Origin of the sequence: Clostridioides sp. ES-S-0010-02, assembly GCA_020641055.1 — a bacterium.
Taxonomy (GTDB): Bacteria; Bacillota; Clostridia; order Peptostreptococcales; family Peptostreptococcaceae; genus Clostridioides.
The window spans coordinates 2,002,783-2,026,889 of the sequence record CP067345.1 but is presented as its reverse complement, the minus strand read 5'-3'; the positions used below and the strand labels follow the sequence as shown (position 1 = coordinate 2,026,889).

Annotated in this window: 20 protein-coding genes and 1 other annotated feature; of the genes, 8 read left to right on the top strand and 12 right to left on the bottom strand. The window is 27.3% G+C overall.

Annotated features, from left to right (window positions below):
• Window positions 1-527: 527 nt before the first annotated feature.
• The 5 genes from JJC01_09190 to JJC01_09170 all read right to left on the bottom strand — a co-directional run bounded on the left by JJC01_09190 (window position 528) and on the right by JJC01_09170 (window position 5,973).
• A complete protein-coding gene (locus JJC01_09190) occupies window positions 528-1,805 on the bottom strand; it encodes a two-component sensor histidine kinase (protein ID UDN60016.1) in 1,278 nt (425 codons plus the stop codon).
• Window positions 1,789-2,457, bottom strand: coding sequence for a response regulator transcription factor (locus JJC01_09185; protein ID UDN60015.1), 669 nt, complete (start codon window positions 2,455-2,457; stop codon window positions 1,789-1,791). Before JJC01_09185 ends, JJC01_09190 begins: the two co-directional genes overlap by 17 nt.
• Window positions 2,458-2,612: 155 nt before the next feature.
• The gene (locus JJC01_09180; protein ID UDN60014.1) at window positions 2,613-5,111 is read right to left on the bottom strand and encodes a copper-translocating P-type ATPase; all 2,499 of its coding nucleotides are present in this window, start codon (window positions 5,109-5,111) and stop codon (window positions 2,613-2,615) included.
• Window positions 5,112-5,421: 310 nt separating this feature from the next.
• Window positions 5,422-5,613: a DUF1450 domain-containing protein gene (locus JJC01_09175; GenBank protein ID UDN60013.1), complete on the bottom strand. Its 192-nt coding sequence runs from the start codon at window positions 5,611-5,613 to the stop codon at window positions 5,422-5,424.
• Between the two features lie 117 nt (window positions 5,614-5,730).
• Window positions 5,731-5,973 (bottom strand): hypothetical protein, encoded by a 243-nt coding sequence (locus JJC01_09170; protein UDN60012.1) that lies wholly within the window; start codon window positions 5,971-5,973, stop codon window positions 5,731-5,733.
• 214 nt (window positions 5,974-6,187) lie between these two features.
• Between JJC01_09170 and typA the strand changes: the two genes are divergently transcribed.
• Entirely contained in the window at window positions 6,188-8,011 is a 1,824-nt protein-coding gene (typA, locus tag JJC01_09165) for a translational GTPase TypA (protein ID UDN60011.1), read from the top strand.
• Window positions 8,012-8,103: 92 nt separating this feature from the next.
• Here the strand turns inward: typA and trxB are convergent, their stop codons facing one another.
• Complete coding sequence (gene trxB, locus JJC01_09160) at window positions 8,104-9,012, bottom strand: thioredoxin-disulfide reductase (protein ID UDN60010.1); 909 nt, start codon at window positions 9,010-9,012, stop codon at window positions 8,104-8,106.
• An 876-nt stretch (window positions 9,013-9,888) separates the two neighbouring features.
• Window positions 9,889-10,118 (top strand) — a binding site (T-box leader).
• A 106-nt stretch (window positions 10,119-10,224) separates the two neighbouring features.
• On the opposite strand from trxB, the gene JJC01_09155 reads away from it, so the two are divergent.
• The 3 genes from JJC01_09155 (at window position 10,225) to JJC01_09145 (ending at window position 13,794) form a co-directional block, all read left to right on the top strand.
• Entirely contained in the window at window positions 10,225-11,706 is a 1,482-nt protein-coding gene (locus JJC01_09155) for a threonine synthase (GenBank protein UDN60009.1), read from the top strand.
• A gap of 9 nt (window positions 11,707-11,715) precedes the next feature.
• Entirely contained in the window at window positions 11,716-12,609 is an 894-nt protein-coding gene (locus JJC01_09150) for a homoserine kinase (GenBank protein UDN60008.1), read from the top strand.
• Window positions 12,610-12,732: 123 nt separating this feature from the next.
• Window positions 12,733-13,794, top strand: coding sequence for a nitronate monooxygenase (locus JJC01_09145; protein ID UDN60152.1), 1,062 nt, complete (start codon window positions 12,733-12,735; stop codon window positions 13,792-13,794).
• Between the two features lie 314 nt (window positions 13,795-14,108).
• Here the strand turns inward: JJC01_09145 and JJC01_09140 are convergent, their stop codons facing one another.
• Window positions 14,109-14,621: a flavin reductase family protein gene (locus tag JJC01_09140; GenBank protein UDN60007.1), complete on the bottom strand. Its 513-nt coding sequence runs from the start codon at window positions 14,619-14,621 to the stop codon at window positions 14,109-14,111.
• A gap of 518 nt (window positions 14,622-15,139) precedes the next feature.
• Here JJC01_09140 and JJC01_09135 point away from each other — a divergent pair.
• Window positions 15,140-16,075: a magnesium transporter CorA family protein gene (locus JJC01_09135; protein UDN60006.1), complete on the top strand. Its 936-nt coding sequence runs from the start codon at window positions 15,140-15,142 to the stop codon at window positions 16,073-16,075.
• Window positions 16,076-16,168: 93 nt separating this feature from the next.
• On the opposite strand, the gene JJC01_09130 is transcribed toward JJC01_09135, so the two are convergent.
• A complete protein-coding gene (locus JJC01_09130; GenBank protein ID UDN60005.1) occupies window positions 16,169-18,040 on the bottom strand; it encodes a sel1 repeat family protein in 1,872 nt (623 codons plus the stop codon).
• A 189-nt stretch (window positions 18,041-18,229) separates the two neighbouring features.
• Here JJC01_09130 and JJC01_09125 point away from each other — a divergent pair, with 189 nt between their 5' ends.
• Window positions 18,230-19,156 carry an AEC family transporter gene (locus tag JJC01_09125; GenBank protein UDN60004.1) on the top strand — a complete coding sequence of 309 codons (927 nt, stop codon included), beginning with the start codon at window positions 18,230-18,232 and terminating at the stop codon, window positions 19,154-19,156.
• 138 nt (window positions 19,157-19,294) lie between these two features.
• Window positions 19,295-19,441, top strand: coding sequence for a hypothetical protein (locus JJC01_09120; GenBank protein ID UDN60003.1), 147 nt, complete (start codon window positions 19,295-19,297; stop codon window positions 19,439-19,441).
• 115 nt (window positions 19,442-19,556) lie between these two features.
• Here the strand turns inward: JJC01_09120 and JJC01_09115 are convergent, their stop codons facing one another.
• Window positions 19,557-20,081: a GNAT family N-acetyltransferase gene (locus JJC01_09115; protein UDN60002.1), complete on the bottom strand. Its 525-nt coding sequence runs from the start codon at window positions 20,079-20,081 to the stop codon at window positions 19,557-19,559.
• A gap of 52 nt (window positions 20,082-20,133) precedes the next feature.
• Window positions 20,134-20,358 (bottom strand): hypothetical protein, encoded by a 225-nt coding sequence (locus tag JJC01_09110; GenBank protein ID UDN60001.1) that lies wholly within the window; start codon window positions 20,356-20,358, stop codon window positions 20,134-20,136.
• A gap of 195 nt (window positions 20,359-20,553) precedes the next feature.
• On the opposite strand from JJC01_09110, the gene JJC01_09105 reads away from it, so the two are divergent.
• Window positions 20,554-21,678: a DUF3810 domain-containing protein gene (locus JJC01_09105; GenBank protein UDN60000.1), complete on the top strand. Its 1,125-nt coding sequence runs from the start codon at window positions 20,554-20,556 to the stop codon at window positions 21,676-21,678.
• A 409-nt stretch (window positions 21,679-22,087) separates the two neighbouring features.
• Here JJC01_09105 and JJC01_09100 read toward each other — a convergent pair whose 3' ends face one another.
• Window positions 22,088-22,912 carry a hypothetical protein gene (locus tag JJC01_09100; protein UDN59999.1) on the bottom strand — a complete coding sequence of 275 codons (825 nt, stop codon included), beginning with the start codon at window positions 22,910-22,912 and terminating at the stop codon, window positions 22,088-22,090.
• An 803-nt stretch (window positions 22,913-23,715) separates the two neighbouring features.
• Window positions 23,716-24,009 (bottom strand): CRISPR-associated endonuclease Cas2, encoded by a 294-nt coding sequence (gene cas2 / locus JJC01_09095; GenBank protein UDN59998.1) that lies wholly within the window; start codon window positions 24,007-24,009, stop codon window positions 23,716-23,718.
• Between the last annotated feature and the right edge of the window lie 98 nt (window positions 24,010-24,107).

The window sequence follows — 24,107 nt, the reverse complement described above, 5'->3', positions numbered from 1 at the left end:
TAACACTCTAATCTTACATTAATCTTGCTAGAACCTTGCATTAACCTTGCAATTTATCCAAAAAATCCCTCTCAAATTTCTTCTTCAGCAGGGAATAACTCATATTCAGTTCCAGTCTGCCTGTATAAATGCTCAATGAGATAACCAAAATCTACCTTATCCAGCGCTAGATTTTGCCCATCCTCTAAGTAAGATGCCTTGTATCTTCGGTATCTAAAAATGACTGTAACACGGCTCTAAAACCCATTCAGTCAAACGCTATTAATGAAGGCCCATTCAATGACGTTCTTTACTGCCTGCTGACTTTTCAAGGATAAGCAAAATCCAATAGAAAAAGGACGCAGATTTCAAAAAATGCGTCCTTTTTCTATCATAATATTCAGTTTTATATAATCACACTGTCTGCCTGCTGTCTGCAAAGCCTTGATTTTGCTAATTTTCTACTACCATCCTTATCAAAACTCGTAAATACAGGCTATGCTGACATTTTCCAACTTATGAAAAGATACTCTATATATGTTTTAAAGCTAATTTTTAAATTCAACCGTAAATACTACAGAGTTTTCCTTATTTTTTATACTGTATTCAAACCCATGAGTTTTAAAAATTTGACTGACTATATAAAGACCAAGACCACTTCCTCCAGTTTTTCTTGAACGAGATTTTTCTATTCTATAAAATGGATTAAATATCTCTTCTAAATAACGTTTCTCTATAGTTACACCAGTATTTTCAATTTCTAAAATAACTCTTTGATTAGAAGTTTTTTTGTTTATTCGATTGTTTTTATCATAAAGTCTAATTATAAGGTCTGAGCCTTCAGGAGAATATTTTATAGCATTATTTATTATATTATTAATTGCTTTAGTTATTCTCTCTTGGTCTGCCTTAATTTCTAGGTTTTCTTCTATTTTTAGAATAGTTTTCATATGTTTTTCTTCTATTAAAAATACTTGTCTTTTTACCAGTCTATTTAAAAGTTCACTTATATTTATTGATACTAATTTTAAATCTTTTTCTAGTATTTCTGATTTTGAAACCTCTATCATCTCATTTACTAAATCTTTTAGCTCTTGTGTACATTCATATGATTTTTTCAAGTAAGTATCCCTATCTTTATACTTACCTACACTATAAATCATTCCTTCAATTTGACCACTTATTATGGTTATTGGAGTTTTTAATTCATGTGATATCGTTGCAACAAAATCCTTTCTTCTATATTCCTGTTCTCTTTCACTCTCTATTATATTTATAAGAGGCTTTGTTATTACGATTGAATATATATATGCTCCAATAATTGCTATTAATATCGCTATTGATATAATGTATGGCATTAACTTTCTTATGACTTCATTTGCTTCGTCAATTGGCTGTAATGGCATAACAAGTTCTAAACTATATGGCCCGTCTTTTGAGTCTTTTGTATATATAGGTATAGATGTTCTATACTCATCTTCAATACTATTAATCATATACTTACTATATCTTAAAATAACTACTTCATTTTTACCATATACAATTTTTCCTTGGTTGTCTTTTAGTAAAATAGCAAGGTTTTGGTCTTTAGCCATATAATAGAGTCTTTCTTCTAAAGTATATGTATCAAAGTGAATTGAACTATCTACTAGAGATTTTAAGCTTTCTTGAAGAGACTCAATTTTATACTCATGATAATATGATGGCAATAAAAAATATAAAATTAGGTATATTATTAAAGCTAATGCTATTAATAATGATGTTGTTATGGAAAATAATTTATACTTTATACTTAATTTTTCCCACTTATCAAATATCCTTCTCAAGTGTATATCCTATTCCTTTTACAGTTTTAATATATGGTAATGATATTTTTTTTCTTATATTTTTTATATGTGCATCAACAATTCTAGTATCTCCATAATAATCATAACCCCATATACTATCTAAAAGACCTTCCCTAGTTATAACCTGTGGATATTTTTCTATCAAAGCTTTCAATATATTAAATTCTTTTAATGTAAGTTCTATAGGCTCTCCATCTATTTCAGCAATATATGTGTTTAAATCTAACTTTAATTTTTCAAAAACTATAAACTTATCATTTATCGTTTTGTTGCTTCTTCTCAAGATAGCTTCTACTCTTTTAATGAGAAGATTAAATGAAAATGGTTTTGTTATATAATCATCGCATTCTAAGTCAAATCCCTTAAGTTGATCTCCTTCATCGTTTAAAGCAGTCAAAAATATAATTGGAACACTTGATGATTTTCTTATCATTTTACAAACTCCATAACCATCTAAGTTTGGCATCATTATATCTAATATTACCAAGTCATAACTTCCTTGCTTAAATTTTTGTATACCTTCTAATCCATCATTTGCTGACTCAACCTGATAGCCTTCTGCACTTAAAAACTCTGATATTAATTCTTGTATGTTTGAATCGTCTTCGATTACAAGTATTGACGAGTTCATCCTATCAATCCTTTCTATTTTAAAATTTCTTATATTACTTATATTTTATCTCATTGTTGTGAATTTTACATGAAAAAAGAACTATCTTAATTTGTAAATTAATCCTTTTAATTAAAGATAGCTCTTTTAAATACATTTTTACTTAATTTATTATTCTAATTTTTTTTATATGCTTTGAAATTTTTAAGTCTAAGCGCATTTGAAACTACCGAAACTGAACTTAAACTCATGGCTGCTGCTGCAATCATTGGATTTAAAAGAGGTCCTCCAAATATATACAATAATCCTGCTGCTACAGGTATACCAATTGTATTATATCCAAATGCCCAAAATAAGTTTTGCTTTATGTTTTTTATAGTTTCATTACTAAGTTTAATCGCAGTTGGAACATCCATTAAATCACTCTTCATAAGCACTATATCTGCAGACTCAATTGCTACATCTGTTCCACTTCCTATTGCTATTCCTATATCAGCTTTTGCAAGAGCTGGTGCATCATTTATTCCATCTCCTACCATTGCAACAAACTTACCTTGATTTTGTAATTTTTCAACTTCTTTTGATTTATCTTCTGGTAAAACCTCTGCTAATACCATATCTATACCTACTTGACTTGCTATAGCATTTGCAGTCTTAACATTATCTCCAGTTACCATTGCAACTTTTATTCCCATATCATGAAGAATATCTATTGCTTTTTTACTACTTTCTTTAACCACATCTGCAACTGCAATTATTCCTGATAAATTTCCATCTACAGCAATATACATAGGTGTCTTACCTTGACTTGCTAGTATATTAGATTTTTCCTCTAAATCTTTAAGGTTAATATTATTGTCGTTCATAAGCTTTCTATTTCCAAGTAATATATTTTCATTATTTATAGCAACTTGTATACCAGCACCTGGTATAGCTTTAAAGTTATCAACTTTTTCAATCTGTATATTTTTCTCTTCTCCATATCTAACTATTGCTTCTCCTAGAGGATGTTCTGAACCTTTCTCTGCACTTGAAGCAATCTTAATTAGGTATTCTTCTTTCACATTATTTAATACAATATCTGTTACTTTTGGTTTTCCTTCTGTTATTGTACCTGTTTTATCAAATATTACTGTATTTACTTTGTGAGCAGATTCTAGTGCTTCCCCACCTTTTATCAGTATTCCATTTTCTGCACCTTTTCCAGTTCCAACCATTATAGCAGTTGGTGTAGCCAATCCTAATGCACAAGGGCAAGCAATTACAAGTATTGATATGAATATAGTAAGTACAAATACTATATCTTTTCCACCCACTAAAAACCACAATAATGATGATACTATAGCTATTGCAATTACTATTGGTACAAAATATCCAGAAACAGTATCAGCAAGTTTAGCAATGGGTGCTTTTGTACCCTGTGCATCTTCAACTAATTTTATTATTTGAGCAAGAGCTGTATCTCCACCAATTTTTTCAGCTTTAAATTTAATAACACCATTTTTATTTATACTAGCTCCTGTAACTTTACTTCCAATATTTTTTTCTACTGGTATACTTTCACCTGTAAGCATAGATTCATCAACTGATGTATATCCCTCTATTACAACTCCATCTACTGGTATTTTAGTCCCTGGTTTTACTAGTATTATATCTCCTATTCCAACTTCTTCTATAGGAGTCTCTATTTCTTTACCATCAACTATTACTATTGCAGTTTTAGGTTGTAGCCCCATAAGTTTTTTAATTGCTTCTGATGTTTTTCCTTTTGATTTTGATTCTAAATATTTACCAAGTAATATAAGTGCTATTATTATTCCTGCACTTTCATAATACAACTGATGATGGTGCATACCCTGAATTTGTCCATTTGCTATTTGTACTGTTGTATATAGACTATATAAAAATGCTGCCAAGGTACCAATTGCAACCAAAGAATCCATATTAGGACTTAAAGAAAAAAGTGCTTTAAACCCATTTATATAAAATTTATATCCAGCTATCATAACTGGGATTACTAAAATCAATTGAACTAATGCATAATTTAAAGTATTTGTCATAGGATTTAGAATTTCTGGTAAAGGCCATGGTCCTATAGGTTTTATTATCATAGGACCCATTGCTATATAAAACAAAGGTACTGCAAATACTATTGCAACTATGAATTTAATAAATAAAGTATTCATTTCTTTTTCTTTTCTTAATTTATCTTCATCTACATCAACTTTATTTTTTACTTCTTCTATTGGTTTATAACCAGCTTTTTCTATAGCTGCTTTTATCTGAGATAATTTTACTTTTGATGGATTATAGTCTATATTAGCTTTATCAGTTGCAATATTTACACTAATACTTTCTACTCCATCCAATTTTTTTACTACTCTCTCTACAGCTTTTGCACAGGCTGCACATGTCATTCCATCAATTTTCATATCAATTTTTTTATTACTTTCTTCCTTTATAATTCCATATCCAGCTTTTTCTACAACCTGCTTTATGTCATCAAAGCTAACTTTAGAATTGTCATATTCTATCTTAAGTTTTTCAGTAGCTATGTTTACGCTTTGGTCATATACTCCATCTAATTTCTTAGTTACTCTTTCTACTGCCTTTGCACAAGCTGCACATGTCATACCTGTGATTTTATAATTTTCTACTATTTTATTTGAACTCATAATAAACTCTTCCTCTCTTTCAATATATTTTCAATTAATTTGTATATTTTATTTTGATATGTAATATTGATAAATTCTTTATTTGGAAATCTATAGTATTTATTATACCCCCTATAGGTATATTTAATCAATATTTTTTTAATAAATAAATTTAATTTAGTTATATTTATTTGTATTTAATAAAAAAGTATACTCATAATTAAATATGTACATAAAAAGAGAGCAAATAAATTGCTAAATACTTACTCAATTTATATGCTCTCTTTTATATAATTTATTTTCTACTGTAGTTTTTTCTTACATGTATAGTTTATTTCTTACATGCTTCAAAAAATTCTTCCTCTGTTTCTCTTATTTCAAGCTCATTATCTATTATTCCTACAGCTTCTTTTTTAAATGCTCTACATTGACCTATACAACCAGTCTTCACATTTTCTTCTCCAACTAAAGTTTTTAGCTTATTTACATCCACATTTGAACAGTTTGGGCATACTCTTATCATATTTAAGTTCCTCCTAATTAATGTCTAATTAATACAGTTATACCCAAATATAAGCTTTGTAATTTTTTTTTTACAATAAATTATTTCCATGCATTCCATTTTATAGTAATTCTATTATTACATGTATGGGGGTATTTGCTGTTTTCTTACTATCTCCAATTCTTTAACTTCTATAAACTTAACTACATTTACTTTGTAGTTTTCTTTAGATTTTATATATAAAACATCTTCTTCTATTTTTTTACCCTCAATAAACTTTTTAGAACATCTTAAAAGTTCTTCAAAATTATCTACTTCCTCTTTTATGAAAATATCACTTTCACTTGTAAAATATTTAATGATTATTTTAGTTACTTCCAATATATATCATCCTCTACTTTTAAATTAGTATGTTCATTTATAAATTTATTATTTGTCTAAAAATTTTTTTTAAACAAAATAAATTTATATATTTGAAATCAACATTTTTACCTAATTTAAATTATATTAATGCATTTTAATCTATTTTTCCTTGTACCTAATAATATATTGTGATATAATTAATAAGTTATTTTAATCGAAGGGAGCAACAAAAATGTCACAAAAACATAAAATTATAAATATCGCAGTTATTGCCCACGTTGATGCAGGAAAATCAACACTAGTTGATGCTTTCCTTTCTCAAAGTGGTGTTTTTAGAGAAAATGAAGTAGTTAAAGACTGCGTTATGGACAGTAACGACCTTGAGAAAGAAAGAGGCATAACTATATATTCAAAAAACTGTGCAATAAACTATCAAGACTATAAAATAAATATAGTTGATACACCAGGACATAGCGACTTTTCTTCTGAAGTTGAACGTGTTATGAAAACTGTTGACACAGTTATTTTACTAGTTGATGCAAGCGAAGGCCCAATGCCTCAAACTAGATTTGTTTTACAAAAATCTTTAGAGTTCGGTTTAAAACCAATACTATTTATCAATAAAATTGATAAAAAAGACCAAAGAGCGGAAGAAGTAGTTAATGAAGTTTTCGATTTATTTGTAGACTTAAATGCAACAGACGAACAATGTGAGTTCCCTATAATATATGGAATAGCTAAACAAGGTATAGCTAAACTTGAAATGGATGATGACAGTGAAGACCTATCTCCACTATTTAAAACTATTGTAAATCATGTTGAAGCTTATCCTGATTACGACAATGAATCTCTACAATTCCAAATATCAGCTCTTGCATATGATGATTATGTAGGTAGACTTGGTATAGGTAGAATCTATAAAGGAACACTTAAAAGCAATGAACAAGTTGCTATTTGTAGAGAAGGTTCTGTTGTATCTAGAGGAAAAGTATCAAGACTTTCTGTATATGAAGGTTTAAAACAAGTTGAAGTGAATGAAGCTACTAGTGGAGAAATAGTTGTTATATCTGGTATTCCTGATATATCTATAGGAGAAACTCTATGTGATTTAGATAATCCACTTCCTATGGAAATGATAAAAATAGAAGAGCCTACTCTTTCTATGAACTTCTTAGTAAATGATTCCCCATTTGTTGGAAAAAGTGGTAAATTCGTTACAACTAGACATTTAAAAGACAGACTTGAAAAAGAACTTGAAGTAAATGTAGGACTTAAAGTTGAACCTCTTGATACTACTGATGGATATAAAGTTTCTGGACGTGGAGAACTTCATTTATCTATACTTCTTGAAAATATGAGACGTGAAGGTTATGAAGTTGGTGTTTCTAAGCCTGAAGTTTTAATGCATAAAGAAGATGGAAAATTGATGGAACCAGTAGAAAGAGTTATTGTAAACTGTCCAGAAGTTTATTCAGGTACTATTATAAATGAATTGAACATGAGAAAAGGTATGATGGAGTCTATGTCAATAGAAGGAGACTATGTAAAAATAGAATTCTTAGCTCCTACTCGTGGTCTTTTAGGATATAGAAGTGAGTTTATAAATGCTACTCGTGGAGAAGGTACTCTAGTTCGTTCATTTGAAAAATTTGAAGAATTTAAGGGTGAAATACCTTCAAGAGGAAATGGTGTCTTAATAGCACAAGGACCTGGTGTTACTATGGGATATTCTCTTAATGCTTTAAGTGATAGAGCTACGATGTTTGTAGACCCTGGTGTAGAAGTTTATGAAGGTATGATAATTGGTATGAATTCTAGAAAAGACGACATGGTAGTTAATCCTTGTAAAAACAAGAAAATGAGTAACGTACGTGCTTCTGGTTCAGATGATGCTATAAAATTATCACCTCCTAGAATATTCACTCTTGAGGAAGCATTAGAATTTATAGAAGATGATGAATTAGTTGAAATCACACCAGATTCTATAAGACTTAGAAAAAGATTATTAAATGAACATGATAGATTAAGATATAATAAGTCTAGACAAGGTAAATAAATTCTAATATCTGTTTACTAAATAGCCATATAATACTTAAAGATATATTTTCTTTATAGTGTTATATGGCTATTTTTATTTAAGAGTTATATTTATTCAACATTTATATAATTAGCTGCTTGAACAGCTGCGATAGCACCATCTGAAGCTGCTGTTATTATTTGACGTAAAAACTTCGTTCTATTATCTCCTGCTACATATACACCTTCAACTGATGTTGTGCAAGACTCATCTGAAACTATATACCCACCTTCATCTAACTCAAGTACATTTTCAAACATTTTATTGTTAGGTTTAAGTCCTATAGCAATGAAAATACCACTTACATCTATAGTTCTTTTCTCCTCAGTTTTTAAGTCTTTTACTTCTATTCTTGATACTGTCTTTTCACCTTCTATTTTTTCTACACCATGACTATAAAGTATCTCAATATTTTTTCTTGCCTTTACTGACTTTTCTAATACTTCTTCACCTCTAAAATCATCTCTTCTGTGAATTAAGTACACTTTTGTACAATTATTAGCTAAAAATAAAGCATCTTCTAATGCAGTATTTCCTCCACCAACTATTGCAACTTCTTTATTCTTAAAAAAGGCTCCATCACATGTTGCACAATAAGATACTCCTCTACCTGTAAACTCTTTTTCTCCAACACATCCTAATTTACGTCTTTCGACTCCATTTGCGAGGATAACAGCCTTTGCTTTATGTTCTCCTGATGCTGTTTTAACAATTTTTACTTTACCTTCTAAACTTATCCTTTCTACTTCATCAAACTGAATATCAACACCCTGATCGACTGCTTGATTATATATGTTAGTAGAAAACTCTATACCAGAAATTTTTTGAACTGCTGGATAATTTTCTACCTCAGATGTACTTGCAACTTGACCTCCATAAATACTTTTTTCAAAGACTGTTACACTTAAACCAGCTCTCATAGCATAAATTGCTGAAGTTAAACCTGCTGGTCCAGCACCAATTACAATAATATCTACCATGACAATTTACCTCTCTTTATATTATTATTTCTTATATATTATTCTCATTATTCTTATACTTTACTATTATTATCCATATATACTATAAACAAAACATTATTTTTGTTAGTTTATAGAAAGGATTAATTTAAAAACTGATAGCTATAAATAAAGTATTATTTTTTACATTTTAACTTTATTTATTTATATGTTAACTTTATTTAATAAATATATAAAAAAACTGTAAATAAAAAGTAATTTTTACTTACAGTTCTACTTATTTATATAATTTAAAACCTTATTGGTTATCATTTACAGTGTCTTCTAATATATTGCTTTCTGATATATATGATAGAATTGAAAGTCCATACATAACCAAAACTAATGCTGCTGTTATAAGTACTATTCCCATATTTAATACCTCCTTTTGTTTACAGTATACTCTTATTATGTGAAATACTTGTGAATTTAATTTGAACATATTTGTAATTTTACAATAGTATTTTTTTCAAATTAAGAATTATATACTTTTATTAATTCAAGTACAATTAATCGTTTAAATATTAACGCTATTTATCTATATTTATATGATATACCATATAATTACATTTTTCAAATTAAAGTTTTGTAAACTTTTTTTGTAATATGGTGTAGCATAAAATTTTAATATTACAGATATGTAACTCTTATCTTCTAATTAATTTTTATTAAAATCCACTTCATTTCTATGAAAATTCAAGTTTTTATAGATTTAAAAAGGTTAAAAAAATATTCTGTATATAAGTCAATTTGATTACAGTTTTTTTACATTTCAAAAAATATTTTTCCCAAATTTTTATATTAATACTTGACTTTGTCTGTTTTATATTCTAGAATAATTAATAATATTAAGAATATTGAAAGGCTTTGATTAGGAAGAGTAAATCTGAATCGGTTACCAGAGAAGGAAACTATTAGCTGAAAAGTTTCTTTAACTAGAAAGATTGAAAACTACCTATGAGCTTCTATCTGAAGTTATCTTATGATTTTAGTAAGAATAGACGTTTTACTACTTACGTTAAAGTATCAAGTGGATTTTTTAAAATCAATTTGGGTGGAACCGCGGGAAACAGATTCTCGTCCCTTTTTTAGGGATGAGGGTCTTTTTTTATTACCTAAATTCAGTTTTTAAAATATTCTGTATCTAGTTTAATTAGCTAATTAAAAATTTAAAATATATGGAGGATTATAGAAATGTATTATTCAAGTACAAGAGGCACCAAAGAAAAAGTAACTGCATCACAAGCAATAATAAAAGGAATTTCAAACGATGGTGGTCTTTATGTTCCAAGTGAATTTCCAAATGTAAAAAATGAACTTATAGATTTAATAAATTTAACGTATTCCCAAATAGCATTTTTTGTACTTAGTAAATTTTTATGCGATTTTACTGAATCTGAGATTAAAGATTGTATAACAAATGCATATGACGAAAAATTTGATTGCACTAGTATAGCTCCATTAAATAAAGTAAATGATGCTTATTTCTTAGAATTATATCATGGTCCAACTTTAGCATTTAAGGATATGGCACTTACTATAATGCCTCACCTTCTTAAAACATCTATTAAAAAAGATAATTTAGAAAAAGATGTTGTAATTCTTACTGCTACATCTGGAGATACAGGAAAAGCAGCACTTGAAGGTTTTAAAGATATAGACAAGATAAAAATAATTGTATTCTTTCCAGAAGATGGTGTAAGTGCAGTGCAAAAACTTCAGATGAAGACTCAAACTGGAAAAAATACATATGTAGTTGGTATAAAAGGAAATTTTGACGATGCACAATCTGGTGTAAAGAAAATTTTCTCTAATAAGGAATTTAATGAAAAACTATTAGATAGTAATTATATCTTATCTTCTGCTAATTCAATTAACATAGGAAGACTTCTTCCTCAAGTTGCATACTATTTTTATTCATATATGAAATTGGTAGATAGTGATGAAATAAAGTTAAATGACAAAATAAATTTTGTAGTCCCAACTGGTAACTTTGGTAATATTTTAGCTGGATATTATGCTAAACAAATGGGACTTCCAATAAATAAATTGATATGTGCATCAAATGACAACAATGTACTTTATGACTTCTTTAAAACTGGTATATATGATAAAAATAGAGCATTGAAATTGACTTCTTCACCTTCTATGGATATATTAATTTCAAGTAATTTAGAAAGATTATTATTTGAAATATCAAATAGAAATACTGAAACTGTAAGCAGACTTCTATCTAATCTTAGTGAAGATGGAGTTTATAAAATAAATGAAGATATGAAAAAGAATCTGGCTTCATTCTATGGTGAATATTCTAATGAGGAAGAAGTTAAAAACACGATAAATAATATTTTTAAAAATTACAATTATTTAATCGATACTCATACTGCTGTTGCATATAATTGTTATGAAAAATACAAAAAAGAAACTTCTGATGATACAAAAACTGTTGTTGTAAGTACTGCAAGCCCATTTAAGTTTTCTGAAGATGTTTTAAAATCTATAGACTCCAATTTTGGAAATCTTGATGATTTTGCCATAATAGATAGATTATCAAATATTGCTAAGGTAGATATACCAAAACCTATTAGAAATCTTCAAAATGCAGAAATACTACATAAAGATATTTATGAAAAGGATGAATTAAAAATAGCTATAGAAAAATTCTTAAAGGTATAGGTGATTATTATGTTAGAAATTATAGTTCCTGCAACAAGTGCAAATATAGGTCCAGGATTTGATTGTCTTGGAATTGCTTTAAATATATATAATAAATTTTATGTTGAAGAAATTGAAAGTGGTCTTGAAATAGAAGGTTGCGAAGATGCCTACAAAAATGAAAATAATTTAGTTTATACATCTATGAAATACTTCTTTGATAGAGTTAAGCCAGCTAAAATACCTACTGGTATCAAAATAAAAATCCAAAGTGATGTCCCTATATGTAGAGGTCTTGGTAGTAGTGCCTCTTGTATAGTTGCTGGCGTTATAGCTGCAAATGCTCTATCAAATGCTAATTTAGATAAATGCCAGTTGTTAAATATAGCTTCAGAAATAGAGGGACATCCAGATAATGTTGCTCCTGCTATTTTAGGTAATATGGTTGTTTCTGTTACTGATAATGACAATATACACTACGATATTATAGAAATCCCTAATGAACTCAAATTTTGTGCAATGATACCTAATTTCAAACTGTCAACTGAAAAAGCTAGAGGTGTTTTACCAAAAGAAATACCATATTCTGATGGAGTGTTTAATGTTAGTAGAGTCGCTTTACTTGTGTCTGCACTGTTAAACAAAAACTTTGAGCTTCTTAAAGTAGCTTGTCAAGATAAATTGCATCAAGATTATAGGGGTACTTTAATTGAAAACTACAGTGATATTGTTAAAAAATCTGAACAATTAAATAGTATTGGCGTATTCTTAAGTGGAGCTGGGCCTACTATAATGGCTTTAATAAAAGAAAATGATGATAATTTCGTGTATAATATGAGAGATTATCTATCAAACTTAAAATCTAATTGGGAAATAAAAGAGTTGTGTTGTGATTCTAAAGGAGCAGTTTTAAATATTCTATAATTATTGTCTCACATATAAAATATAACTACTCTTTTATTATAATTTGTAGTATAATAATTAGGACTAGGTAATAATATTAAGTATTATAATCTAGTTCTTTAAACATGTTTACATTGAGGAGGGATTATCATAAAAGAGTTAATAATTGGAGATTTAGTTGCAAAAGTTCCTATAATTCAAGGTGGAATGGGCGTTGGTATATCTAGATCATCACTTGCTGGTGCTGTTGCTAAGCTTGGTGGTGTTGGTGTAGTTTCTGGAGTTCAAATTGGTTATGATGAGGAAGATTTTGAGACTAACACTATAAATGCAAATTTAAGAGCTATAAAAAAACATATTTCCAGAGCAAAAGAAATTTCAAATGGTGGCATTATTGGCATTAATTTCATGGTCGCTATGAAAGAATATGAAACATATGTAAAAGAAGCTGTTAAAGCTGGTGTAGACCTTATAATATCAGGGGCTGGACTTCCTAATAAACTACCATCTTTAGTAAAAGGAAGTAATGTAAAAATAGCACCTATAGTTTCTACTGCAAAAGCTGCTAGTGTAATCTTAAAAATGTGGGATAGAAAAGAGAAAACTACTGCTGACTTAATAGTTGTTGAAGGTCCAAAAGCTGGTGGTCATCTTGGATACTCTAATGAGGAGCTTGATAACATAGATTCTATAGACTATGATAAAGAATTTGTTGAGATATTAAAAGTTGCAAATAATTATGGAGAAAAATTTGGCAAGAACATTCCAGTTGTTGCTGCTGGTGGCATAACTTCTAGTAGTGATGTAAAAAAATATATTGATATGGGAGCAAGTGGTGTACAAGTTGGTACGAGATTTGTTGCTACTTATGAGTGTGATGCACATGAAAACTTTAAAATGGCGTATATAAATGCTACAGAAGAAGATGTACACATAGTTAAAAGCCCTGTAGGTCTTCCTGGACGTGCTATAAGAAATAAATTTATAGAAGATGTTAAAACTAATCGTCCAGAGATAAAAAAATGTTACAACTGTTTGATTCCTTGCAATCCAAAAGAAACACCATACTGTATTTCTCAAGCATTAATTAATGCTGTTAAAGGAGATGTGGAAAATTCACTTTTATTCTGTGGCAATAATGCGTATAAAATTGATAAGTTAAGTTCTGTTGAAGATGTTATCAATGAATTAATTTCTGAATTATAATTTTAAAATTTACAAATTAAATTTTTATTAAGCTAAGGATTTTTAAATATGTTACTAATCAATCTATATTAACATATTTATATCCTTAGCTTATTTATATTCTCATCTTTATTTTTATTAAGATACTATATAAATATAATTTACACCATTATTAATAGTATATTTCAAAATTTCACTTGCTCTTACTTAATTTATTTTCCAATCAATTGTAGAAAATTTCATGTATAAAAACTCAATCACTTATATATCATAATTAAATTTTCTTTGCTTTCTATAATACTGCTTACTGATATAACCCTATCATTGCATATTATTTAATCTTCTTTTACAAGTACATTTGTTATCTCAGCTACATATAGAGTGTGATAATCTTTTTGTGGATACCATCTTCCATCTATCTCTTCATCAATAAAACATTGTGGGTCAATTTTTTGGCAGTGCATTTTTTTACATATAATAGCCAACTTTGCCTCTTTAAAATAAGGTGTATCATTCAAATATTCTATATTAAATCCTATTTTAGATATTTTATCCTCTCCCCTACCAGATACTTTACCACAATAAGAAAGTTCTTCACGAAAATCTTCATCAAAAAAAGTAAGAGAAAATGTATCTGTATTATCTATAAATTCTTTAGTATAACGTTGTGGTCTTATTACTACAAAAGCAACATTTTTTCCCCACATAACTCCAAGTCCACCCCAACTAGCAGTCATTGTATTTACTTTACCTTCTTTTTCAGCTGTTATCAATGTCCAGTCTTTACCTATCAACTTAAATGGATTACTTTTAATTTCTTCTGACATAATCTCTTTAAATTCACTCATACCTCTAATAACCTCTCATTCTATTATATTGATAATACTTTTATTTTCATCATAAATTATTACTAGAATTTACTTTGAAAAACAAAGTATTTTTTATTAAACATATTATAAAGGAGTAAGGATATAGATACCTATTCATTTTCTAATATATTTAATATTTTCACTCAGAGTATATATATACTTTATCTAAGTTAAATATGACTGTTATGTTTTACATGTAAATTATGACAAAAATATCATTTAACTAAATCAAAACTTGATTTATATACCTGGAAAAGGTATTATATTAAAGAGTGCTTAAAATACTTCTTTTGTATATAGGCATGTATAAAATAATAAATAAGGAGAGTGATGAGCAATGGATACTAGTCCGTTGCGGAGAGAATTTTTTACAATTTCATCACTTAATAATATCTAACTTTAAAACTAATACAGATATTCAGTTATATAAATTAGTTAATTAATAGATACTATTAAATGATGAGATTTATATAAAACTGAATAAAGGATGTGTTGCCATGATAAGATATTACAAAACTATAGATTCAAAATTAGAGAAACTTAGTTTTTTTGAAGATGGCTGTTGGATAAATCTTGTTGAACCTAATCATAGTGAAATCAACGAAATTTCTAATTTATTAAATATAGATGTAGAAAGCATAGAATCTGCACTAGATGAAGAAGAGCGCTCAAGAATAGATGTTGAAGACAATCATACTCTTATACTTATAGATATACCAGTAGACGAAAGTGACTCTAATTCTTCTCATTATACTACAATACCCTTAGGTATTATAATAACTCAAGAAGCTATTATAACAGTTTGTAATGCACAAACTAAGATTTTAAATGACTTTATAGTTGGTCATATTAAAGATTTTTTTACATTTAAAAAAACTCGCTTCTTGCTTCAAATTCTTCATAAAAATGCAGCTTATTACTTGCATTACTTAAGAAAAATAAATAAAATGACAATCATAATAGAGCGAGAAATTTACAAATCTATGAAAAATAAAGAACTAGTACAACTATTGGAATTAGAAAAGTCTTTGGTATACTTCTCTACCTCTTTAAAATCCAATGAATTGGTCTTAAACAAGATGGTTAGAACTGCTGGTATAAAGAAATATCCAGATGATGAAGACCTCTTAGAAGATGTTATAGTCGAAAATAGACAGGCTCTTGATATGGCTAAAATCTATGGAGATATATTGAGTAGAATTATGGATGCTTTCAGTGCAATTATAAGTAATAATCAAAATAATGTTATGCAATTTTTAACAGTAGTTACACTAATTTTCTCAATACCTACAATAATATCAGGATTCTTTGGTATGAATGTTATCAATATGCCATTTTCTGATAACCCAAATGGATTTTGGATAATTATGCTCATTACTTCTATAATATGCATAATAATTACATTTTTTATGTCAAGAAACAAGCTATTATAAAATATTAATAAGAAAAAGCCATTAGAGTTAATTAATTTACATTTACTCCAATGGCTTTTATTTAGTTTAAAAATACTCTTTTTATCAGGTTTTTTAATTATCATATTCTTCATCTATACTCATTTCAGTTTCAAGACCTTCCAACATTGAGTCTAAACTTTCTTTTATGTTCAATATATAAATTGGAACATACTCTTCTTCATCAAGTATTTCTTCCTGTAATTTAAATGGTGGAATTAATATTTCATCAAAGTTTATATTTAGTTTAGGGAAATCTTCTACTATTTCTCCACAGTTATCATATTCTTCATCTGCTAGAGAAATATACATATCTAAACTTTTTTTGTAGTAAAGTCCTGCAAGCATATATTCACACTTCTTACTCCCAAATTTAATACCTTCTTTATAATATTTTTCAGCTTCTGCATCATCATTTAATTTTAAATAAATTTGCCCTAAATTATATATTGATTCAACACAACCTTGTGCTCTAGCCTTCTCATACCAGTATTTGGAATTAACATAATCTTTGTAAAACATATCATAAATAAGTCCTACCATGTGTTGAGCATATATATTATTTTCATTAGCAGGTGTGTCAAGCATCATTTTAGATTCTTCTAGTTTTCCTTCTCTAAAATAAATTCTACCTAAATGTATACGCGCATTCATATGATTTTTACTACTTGCCATCTCAAAATACTTTCTAGCATTTTTTGTATTTCCTAAATTCTCATATATACATCCCAATCTATAGCTAGATTTGGTATCTCCATTTTCAGATGCTTTTTTATACCAACTTATAGCTTCTTCTATGTTATTTAAATCTTCATATATATTCCCTAATTTTATTTGACACGATACATTATTTGGAATTCTAGAATAATATGAAACTGCTTTTTCTATATCTTGATTTTGATAATATAAGTCTCCAAGATTCTCAAGAGAACTTTTACATCCAACAGCTATAGCATCTTCATAGTACTTTATAGCATTTTCATAATCTTTTTCTTCAAAATATATACCTGCTAGATTGTTTTTAGCTTCTGTTATATCATCTTCTGCTGCCATTTTATAATAAGTCTTTGCTTTTTCTATCTCATTCTCTCTATTATATAAATTTGCAAGTCTATATTTAGAAAGTGTGTGATTTTTTTCTATTGCTTTTTCATAATAATAAATTGCGTCTCCTAATTCTTCTTTTCTATCATATACATATGCAAGTCTATACTCAGATTTTACATCTTCTCTATCTGCGCTCTTTTTATAATATCTCTCTGCTTCTTCCAAATTATCATTGATTTCCATAATCATACCCAAGTTAAAACAACCTTTCATATGACCAGACTTATACAATTGCTTATATAGACTTACTGTAGATTTATTGTCCTTCTTCTTTCCATTTAGTATTGCTAGATTATACTTCGCATCATCATCTAAAAGTACAGAACCTTTTTTATAATATTCATATGCCTCATCTTCTTTTTCTAAAAATGTATACAATACTCCTAGATTAAAACAAGCCTTACCTAGATTATTATCTGCTGCTTCTTTTAACCACTTTTCGCATCTTATAAAATCTTTCATTTTAAAATGGCATACACCTAAATTATTTTGTGCTTGTAAATATCCTATAGTAGCTATTTTCTCATACCAGTATATAGCATACTCATATCCATCTAATCTATAATACATATTACCCAAATCAAATGCAGCATCTTCACTTCCATTCTTATATGCCATTGAATACCATTTTTCTGCTTCTTTAAATTGCTTTTTATTTTCATATATATTTCCCAAAGTATATTGAGATTTTACATAATTATCTAATGCTGCACTTTTATATAATTCTATTGCACTTTCTGTCTTTCCCATTTTTTCAAAAAGAGCTCCCTTAGTATGTATAACTTTGGGGTCACTAGATATATTTTTTATTTTTCTTATAGAAAATTTTGTGTTTTTCATTATTCGCTACCTACCCATTTTATAAAATATATTCTCTCAAACATTATTATACATTATAAACCATAATTAATGCTATAATATTGAATTTTTACCTTTTGTCACTATATTGTAATATTGAATTTTAAATTTTATAATCATTAGATTTTATTATTGAGTTGGTATATAATGTATATATAGGGGGGACATTTTATGAATTTCAGCAATATTTTTGTTCAAGTTGCAGTTTTATTTATAATTATTTTAGTAGGATACTTTGTCAGAAAATTCAACTTATTAGATGAACACTGTACATCTAAACTTTCAAATTTGACAATGACTATTTTTTTACCATCTATGATAATTAGTTCTATGCAGATTAACTTTGATAATAAAATGATACAAAAAATACTACTATTATTATTTATATCCTTAGTTATGTATATAGTTTCTATTATAATTGCTTTTTTGTTAAAATACATTTTAAAATGTGAAGATACAAAAGACCTGGGGATATATCAGTATATAGTTGTTTTTTCAAATGTAGCTTTCATGGGTTATCCTGTAATTGAAGCAGTTCTAGGCCATGAAGCTATATTCTACACCGCTATTTTTAATCTACCATTTAACTTGTTTTCTTTTACTTTGGGAATTTACTTGTTATCTAAAGGTAGTACCACTAAAGGATTTTCAATGAAATCACTTATAAGCCCTGCTACAATAGCAGTAGTTATTGGTTTATTTTTATTTATAACAGGTCTTAGATTACCTCAGTTTATAAATGATCCACTTAAGATGTTAGGAGATATGACTACACCAATATCTATGATTATTATTGGTAGTTTGCTTGCTAATTCTTCAGCAATAGATTGTTTTGTAAATAAAAGATTATATCTAGTTACTATTGTAAGATTATTAGTACTTCCTGTGATTATATACTTTATTCTAAAAGGGTGGGTTAATGATAAAATGATTTTAGCTATACCAGTAGTAATTTCTTCTATGCCTGCTGCTGCAAATACTGCTATATTTGCTAATCAATATGATTCTAATGTAACACTAGCCTCACAATGTGTATTTTTTACGACATTATTTTCAGTTATATCAATACCTTTTATAAGTATTTTTTTACTATCTTGATTTATTCTTTTATGTATTATATAATAATAGACTCAATAAATTACAAATATAAACAATTTATTATAGTGTATTGATGGAATTTTTTCCTAGATATTTGTCAATAATATCTATATGTATGATAGAATAGGAGGCTTAAATATGGATATAGATTTACTCTTTAAAATAGTATTTGCTATAGTTGCTATAGGCGTTTCTGTAAAAATTATAAAAACTGTTGCTAGTCTAGCTTTTAAGGTAGCTTTGATATTGCTAATAATTCTATTTGTATATAGAATGTTTTTATAAATTTTCGATAATAAAGTTTTTAAAATATAATAGAGAAGTAATATTAAATTATCTTTAATGAAAATTCTTTATTAATAGATAATCTATTCTACTTCTCTATTTTTATTGGAATGAGTTAAATTAAATCTTTATTATATCTTCCCATGATATAAACATCTTCAAATTTTCCATCTCTAATTACAGCATATTTTTTAGTTCCTTCTATTTCAAATCCCAGTTTTTTGTATAAGTTTAATCCCTTTTCATTGTCTACAATTACTTCTAACCCTACTCTCATCAACTTAATCCAATTGTCTGCTATGTCTAAAAGTTGTTCCATAAGCTTTTGACCTACTCCTATACCATGATACTTTTCATCAACAGTTATTCCTAGTTCTGCACTATGTCTTAATCTTGGAGATGGATTCACATGTAAACCAGCAAAACCTATTACATTTTTTTCTCCATCATTATCAATTTCAGCCACAAACATATAATCATTTTCACCTAGAGAATCTAGCATAGCTATAGTTCTATCCAGCCTATCACTCATTAATGCTAGTGTATTTCTCATAACATTATATGCTCTTCTCATTTCATTAATCGATTGTGCGTCTTCCCTTCTTACTGGTCTTATTACTATGTCTAATGCTTTACTCATACTGTATTCCCCCCTAAACATAACCCTCTTTTTAAATTAATACCTACAATCTTTATTTTATACTGTTTAAATCTATGTATGCTTCTATTTGAGGTATATATATCATATTATCCTTTATATGTGTACTTCCAAACTCTTTTAGTTCAGTGCCATCTTTATCTTTAGTTATTTTGTATTTAATTGATTCTTCTCCTTCGTTTACTTCAGCATGAAAAAACATCCCTTCATATTGTTTAAATCTAAAATTAAAATTATCTTTAGTAAGCCTTATTATCATAATATTTTTTACTCCTTATACAATTGTTATTTTTAATTATTATTAGTTATACATAAATTGTTTATTCATATGAATATTATAACTTATCATTTATTTAGTATAAAGTCATAAATATAAATAACTATACCTATTTTACAATCTAACTTTAATTGATATATAATATATTTATATAAATTAAAGTCTGCGAGGTGAAATATGAGTAAAAAAATAAAATATTTTTCTTTAATCCTTTTTCCTATTGCTTTGTTTTTAAATTTCATAGCAAGTAAAATTCCACATATTGTTGAAAAATATTATTCTCAAGCCATAGATAAAAAAGTTATACAGCTATTAAGTAAAGTTTCAGGAATATTTCCATTTTCTATCTACGAAATTACAATGTACATAATAGTTATATCTATTTTTTTATTTTTATGTTCTATTGTATTTACAATTTTTAAAAAGAATAGAAATTTAAAGACATTTTTAAAGAATTCTATTTTAAATATATTATCCATTTTATCAATAGTTTATTTTCTTTTTGTAGTACTTTGGGGTATAAACTACAATAGAGTTCCACTCGAGAACACCCTTATCAACCAATACAATTTAAAAAACAACAGTTCTGTCCAATCAAAGCAACATAGTACTAAAGAACTTTCTGAGTTATATAAATTTTTGGTAGCTAAAGCAAATGAAACTAGAAAACTTACACTACAAGATAAAAATGGTGTCGTAAAATCTAATACAGATTATAAAGGTGTCATAAATAGAGCTCAATTAGGATATGATAAAATTTCATATATTTTACCTAGTGTTAGTGGTAGTTACTCTAAGCCAAAGTATGTTATTTCATCACATCTTATGTGTTATACAGGAATAACTGGTATATACTTTCCCTTTACAGGTGAGGCAAATATTAATATTGCAATCCCTGACTTATATATTCCTTGTACAGTTGGTCATGAAATGGCACATCAGAGAGGATTTGCTAGTGAAGATGAAGCTAACTTTATAGGTTATCTCACTTCTATAAAACATCCTGATATTGATTTTAATTATTCTGGTTATATTTTGGCCTTAAATTATACTGCTTCTGCTTTAAGCAAAGTTGACTATAGGGCATATGCTGATATTTCTGCTGGTATTTCAGAGTCTGTTCGTAGGGATTTAAAAAATGAGAGTGAATTTTGGCAAAGATATGAAGGTAAAATTGATAAAATCTCCAATGAATTTAATAATTCTTATTTAAAAGCTAATGGAATTGCTGAAGGGACCCAAAGTTATGGTAAAATGGTTGATTTATTGCTAACTTATTATGAATTATATCCATATAATTAAGAGTATTTATAGAGAATGGAAAAATAGATAAAAAATTGCTATTTTTATCTATTTTTCTACTATTTAATAGTTTATTTTTTATAAATTCATTATTAAAAACAAACTATTTCTAAGTATTTACTACATGTATACTTATGATACAAGGAAGAATTATAGTATATATTCTTAAATAGGTTCTAAATTGAATAGCATTCATTATCTTTTTTATCCAATAAAAAAAGCACCTATCAAAAGTTGATACATGCCTATAATCTTATGTATATCTGTCTATGGTATATCTATCTATAAGATTCATTTTCACAATTAAAATACATCTGTAAAAATGTCTATTTCCATTGGAACAATAAGTATTTAGCTGGCTTAACACCAATTAAGTGTATACCTGATTTTATCTTATTAGTGTCAAATATTACTTACAGTAATTTTCTAACACATTAGTTGACACTGATTTTCCTTGAAAATCTTTCATCCAAGTCTCATATGATGAATTTTTCCATGCACTACCATCAGTAAATGTTACTTGCTTTACACATGATATAATATACTTCACATCATGCTTTCCAGTTGATTGGTTCCATTTATCAAACAATAAAGAAGCATCATTTTGATTCTTACCTGGAACTATTGCATTTTTCTTTGCATATTCTTTCTCTATTTGTTGCCATTCTTTCAGCCATTTTTCTACCCATGCCTTACCTTGTTGTTTTTCAAACATACTTATTATATCTTTTGGTGGTGATTGTTGCACTCTTCTATAAGTATGTGAGTATGCTTTCTTAGATACAGGAGATATACCTGCAACAATACCATAATCTACACCATCTGTACCAAATCCAACACTTCCTACCTCTCCATTTGTGGCTACATTTTGAGCATCCCAATATAGTTCAAGTGGTTTTCCGTTTTTGTCATATGCAAGACACACAATTTCATAATCTATGATTGCCTTTTTACTGTTATTCTTAACACTTATAACATTGCTAGGCCAATGATATGGACTATCATCAAACTGTATTTTGCTATTGTTTATGGCTAGTGGAAGATTTTTATTATTGGCAATACCTTTGCTATTTGAAATGTCTAAAACCTTCTGTGTTGAAGTACTTTCTGAATTTGTTAAGTATACACTTGTTTGTTCTGAATTGGTTGTATTAAGAGAAAAGGCCGTTGTCGTACCAGTAACCAATAAAGCAATAACCAAAATAGGCAATCTATATATTTTTTTATATCCCACAAGTTGCTCTCCTTTCTATTATTAATCTTTACTAAAACATTTTGTAAAATGCATTGATATTTGTGTTGACATAATACATCAATAGTTTTAGTAACTAAATATTACCATAATAGTAATTATATTTCAATACTACTGTTGTAATTTTCATTTTAGTAAATATAATTTTATTATAATAAATATAGAATGGATTTTGGTACTCACTTATATAATTGAATCATAATATATAAAACTTATTTAACAATATGATGTTAAAACAACAATATATATTTAAAAGATACTAAAAGATTTATTTACAAATACAATTCATTAAATATTGGAAACGGAGCTTTATAATCATTTAAATGATTATAGCTATTACAATAAGAATAAAGATGCTAAAATTCTATAAATAGACATAGAAATAAAAGGTATTTCTACTCAGAGTATATCAAGACATCATATGCCTCATTCACTATTAGCTAAAAGTTACTGATAAAGTTATGCATTTGACTCTTGAATGGTAAAATAGACCACCTGATATGATTTATCCAATTGTATTTTATAAATTCAATACATTATAAGACTAGAAGCGAAAGTAGAATAAATAAACAAATCAACATGTATAGCTATAGATATTAATTTAGAAAGTTTAAATATAAAAAAGGATTTTTAAAAGATTTTAAAAAATATAAAAATAAGACTATGCTTCTCACAGCCATAGCCTTACTAATAAATATTTCCAAGTTTAATTTAACTATCGTCTAATTTCACTATCCTTTAACAATTTATTATATTTGTTTTTATGAGTATACTAAGTAAATTATTTATAATATTAAATTTTCACAATTACTATTATTATTACCTATTATTTCTTCTTCAAATATATTAGAATTCATTAATTTTATTATACATACAAAATCGTTATCTTTATCTACAATATTTTCTAAATCATGTTTCAAACTCATAATTTTAGATGGAGTTATTTCTCCTCTAAAAACTGATTTTTGGAAATGTGAAAGATACTTTTTACATATTTTAAAAACTTTATTTACTCTTTTTTCTCCTACATCATAAACCACAAATACATAATTATAATTTAAATTACTTTTCTTTTTCATATATAATATATTACTTAAACTGAAAAACATATAAACTTTCAATAAATCAAAATGTTATAATTATTTTTCAGAACTTCCTCCTTTCATATTTTCAACTA

Excerpts from the sequence above, each read along its gene's own strand:
- cas2 (UDN59998.1), bottom strand. The coding sequence starts at position 24,009 with ATGAAAAAGAAAAGTAATTTAAATTATAATTATGTATTTGTGGTTTAT.
- JJC01_09175 (UDN60013.1), bottom strand. The coding sequence starts at position 5,613 with ATGATAAGAGTATGCCCAAACTGTTCAAATGTGGATGTAAATAAGCTA.
- JJC01_09105 (UDN60000.1), top strand. The coding sequence starts at position 20,554 with ATGAGTAAAAAAATAAAATATTTTTCTTTAATCCTTTTTCCTATTGCT.
- trxB (UDN60010.1), bottom strand. The coding sequence starts at position 9,012 with ATGGTAGATATTATTGTAATTGGTGCTGGACCAGCAGGTTTAACTTCA.
- JJC01_09180 (UDN60014.1), bottom strand. The coding sequence starts at position 5,111 with ATGAGTTCAAATAAAATAGTAGAAAATTATAAAATCACAGGTATGACA.
- JJC01_09110 (UDN60001.1), bottom strand. The coding sequence starts at position 20,358 with ATGATAATAAGGCTTACTAAAGATAATTTTAATTTTAGATTTAAACAA.
- JJC01_09185 (UDN60015.1), bottom strand. The coding sequence starts at position 2,457 with ATGAACTCGTCAATACTTGTAATCGAAGACGATTCAAACATACAAGAA.
- JJC01_09125 (UDN60004.1), top strand. The coding sequence starts at position 18,230 with ATGAATTTCAGCAATATTTTTGTTCAAGTTGCAGTTTTATTTATAATT.
- JJC01_09130 (UDN60005.1), bottom strand. The coding sequence starts at position 18,040 with ATGAAAAACACAAAATTTTCTATAAGAAAAATAAAAAATATATCTAGT.
- JJC01_09135 (UDN60006.1), top strand. The coding sequence starts at position 15,140 with ATGATAAGATATTACAAAACTATAGATTCAAAATTAGAGAAACTTAGT.
- typA (UDN60011.1), top strand. The coding sequence starts at position 6,188 with ATGTCACAAAAACATAAAATTATAAATATCGCAGTTATTGCCCACGTT.
- JJC01_09120 (UDN60003.1), top strand. The coding sequence starts at position 19,295 with ATGGATATAGATTTACTCTTTAAAATAGTATTTGCTATAGTTGCTATA.
- JJC01_09140 (UDN60007.1), bottom strand. The coding sequence starts at position 14,621 with ATGAGTGAATTTAAAGAGATTATGTCAGAAGAAATTAAAAGTAATCCA.
- JJC01_09155 (UDN60009.1), top strand. The coding sequence starts at position 10,225 with ATGTATTATTCAAGTACAAGAGGCACCAAAGAAAAAGTAACTGCATCA.
- JJC01_09115 (UDN60002.1), bottom strand. The coding sequence starts at position 20,081 with ATGAGTAAAGCATTAGACATAGTAATAAGACCAGTAAGAAGGGAAGAC.
- JJC01_09150 (UDN60008.1), top strand. The coding sequence starts at position 11,716 with ATGTTAGAAATTATAGTTCCTGCAACAAGTGCAAATATAGGTCCAGGA.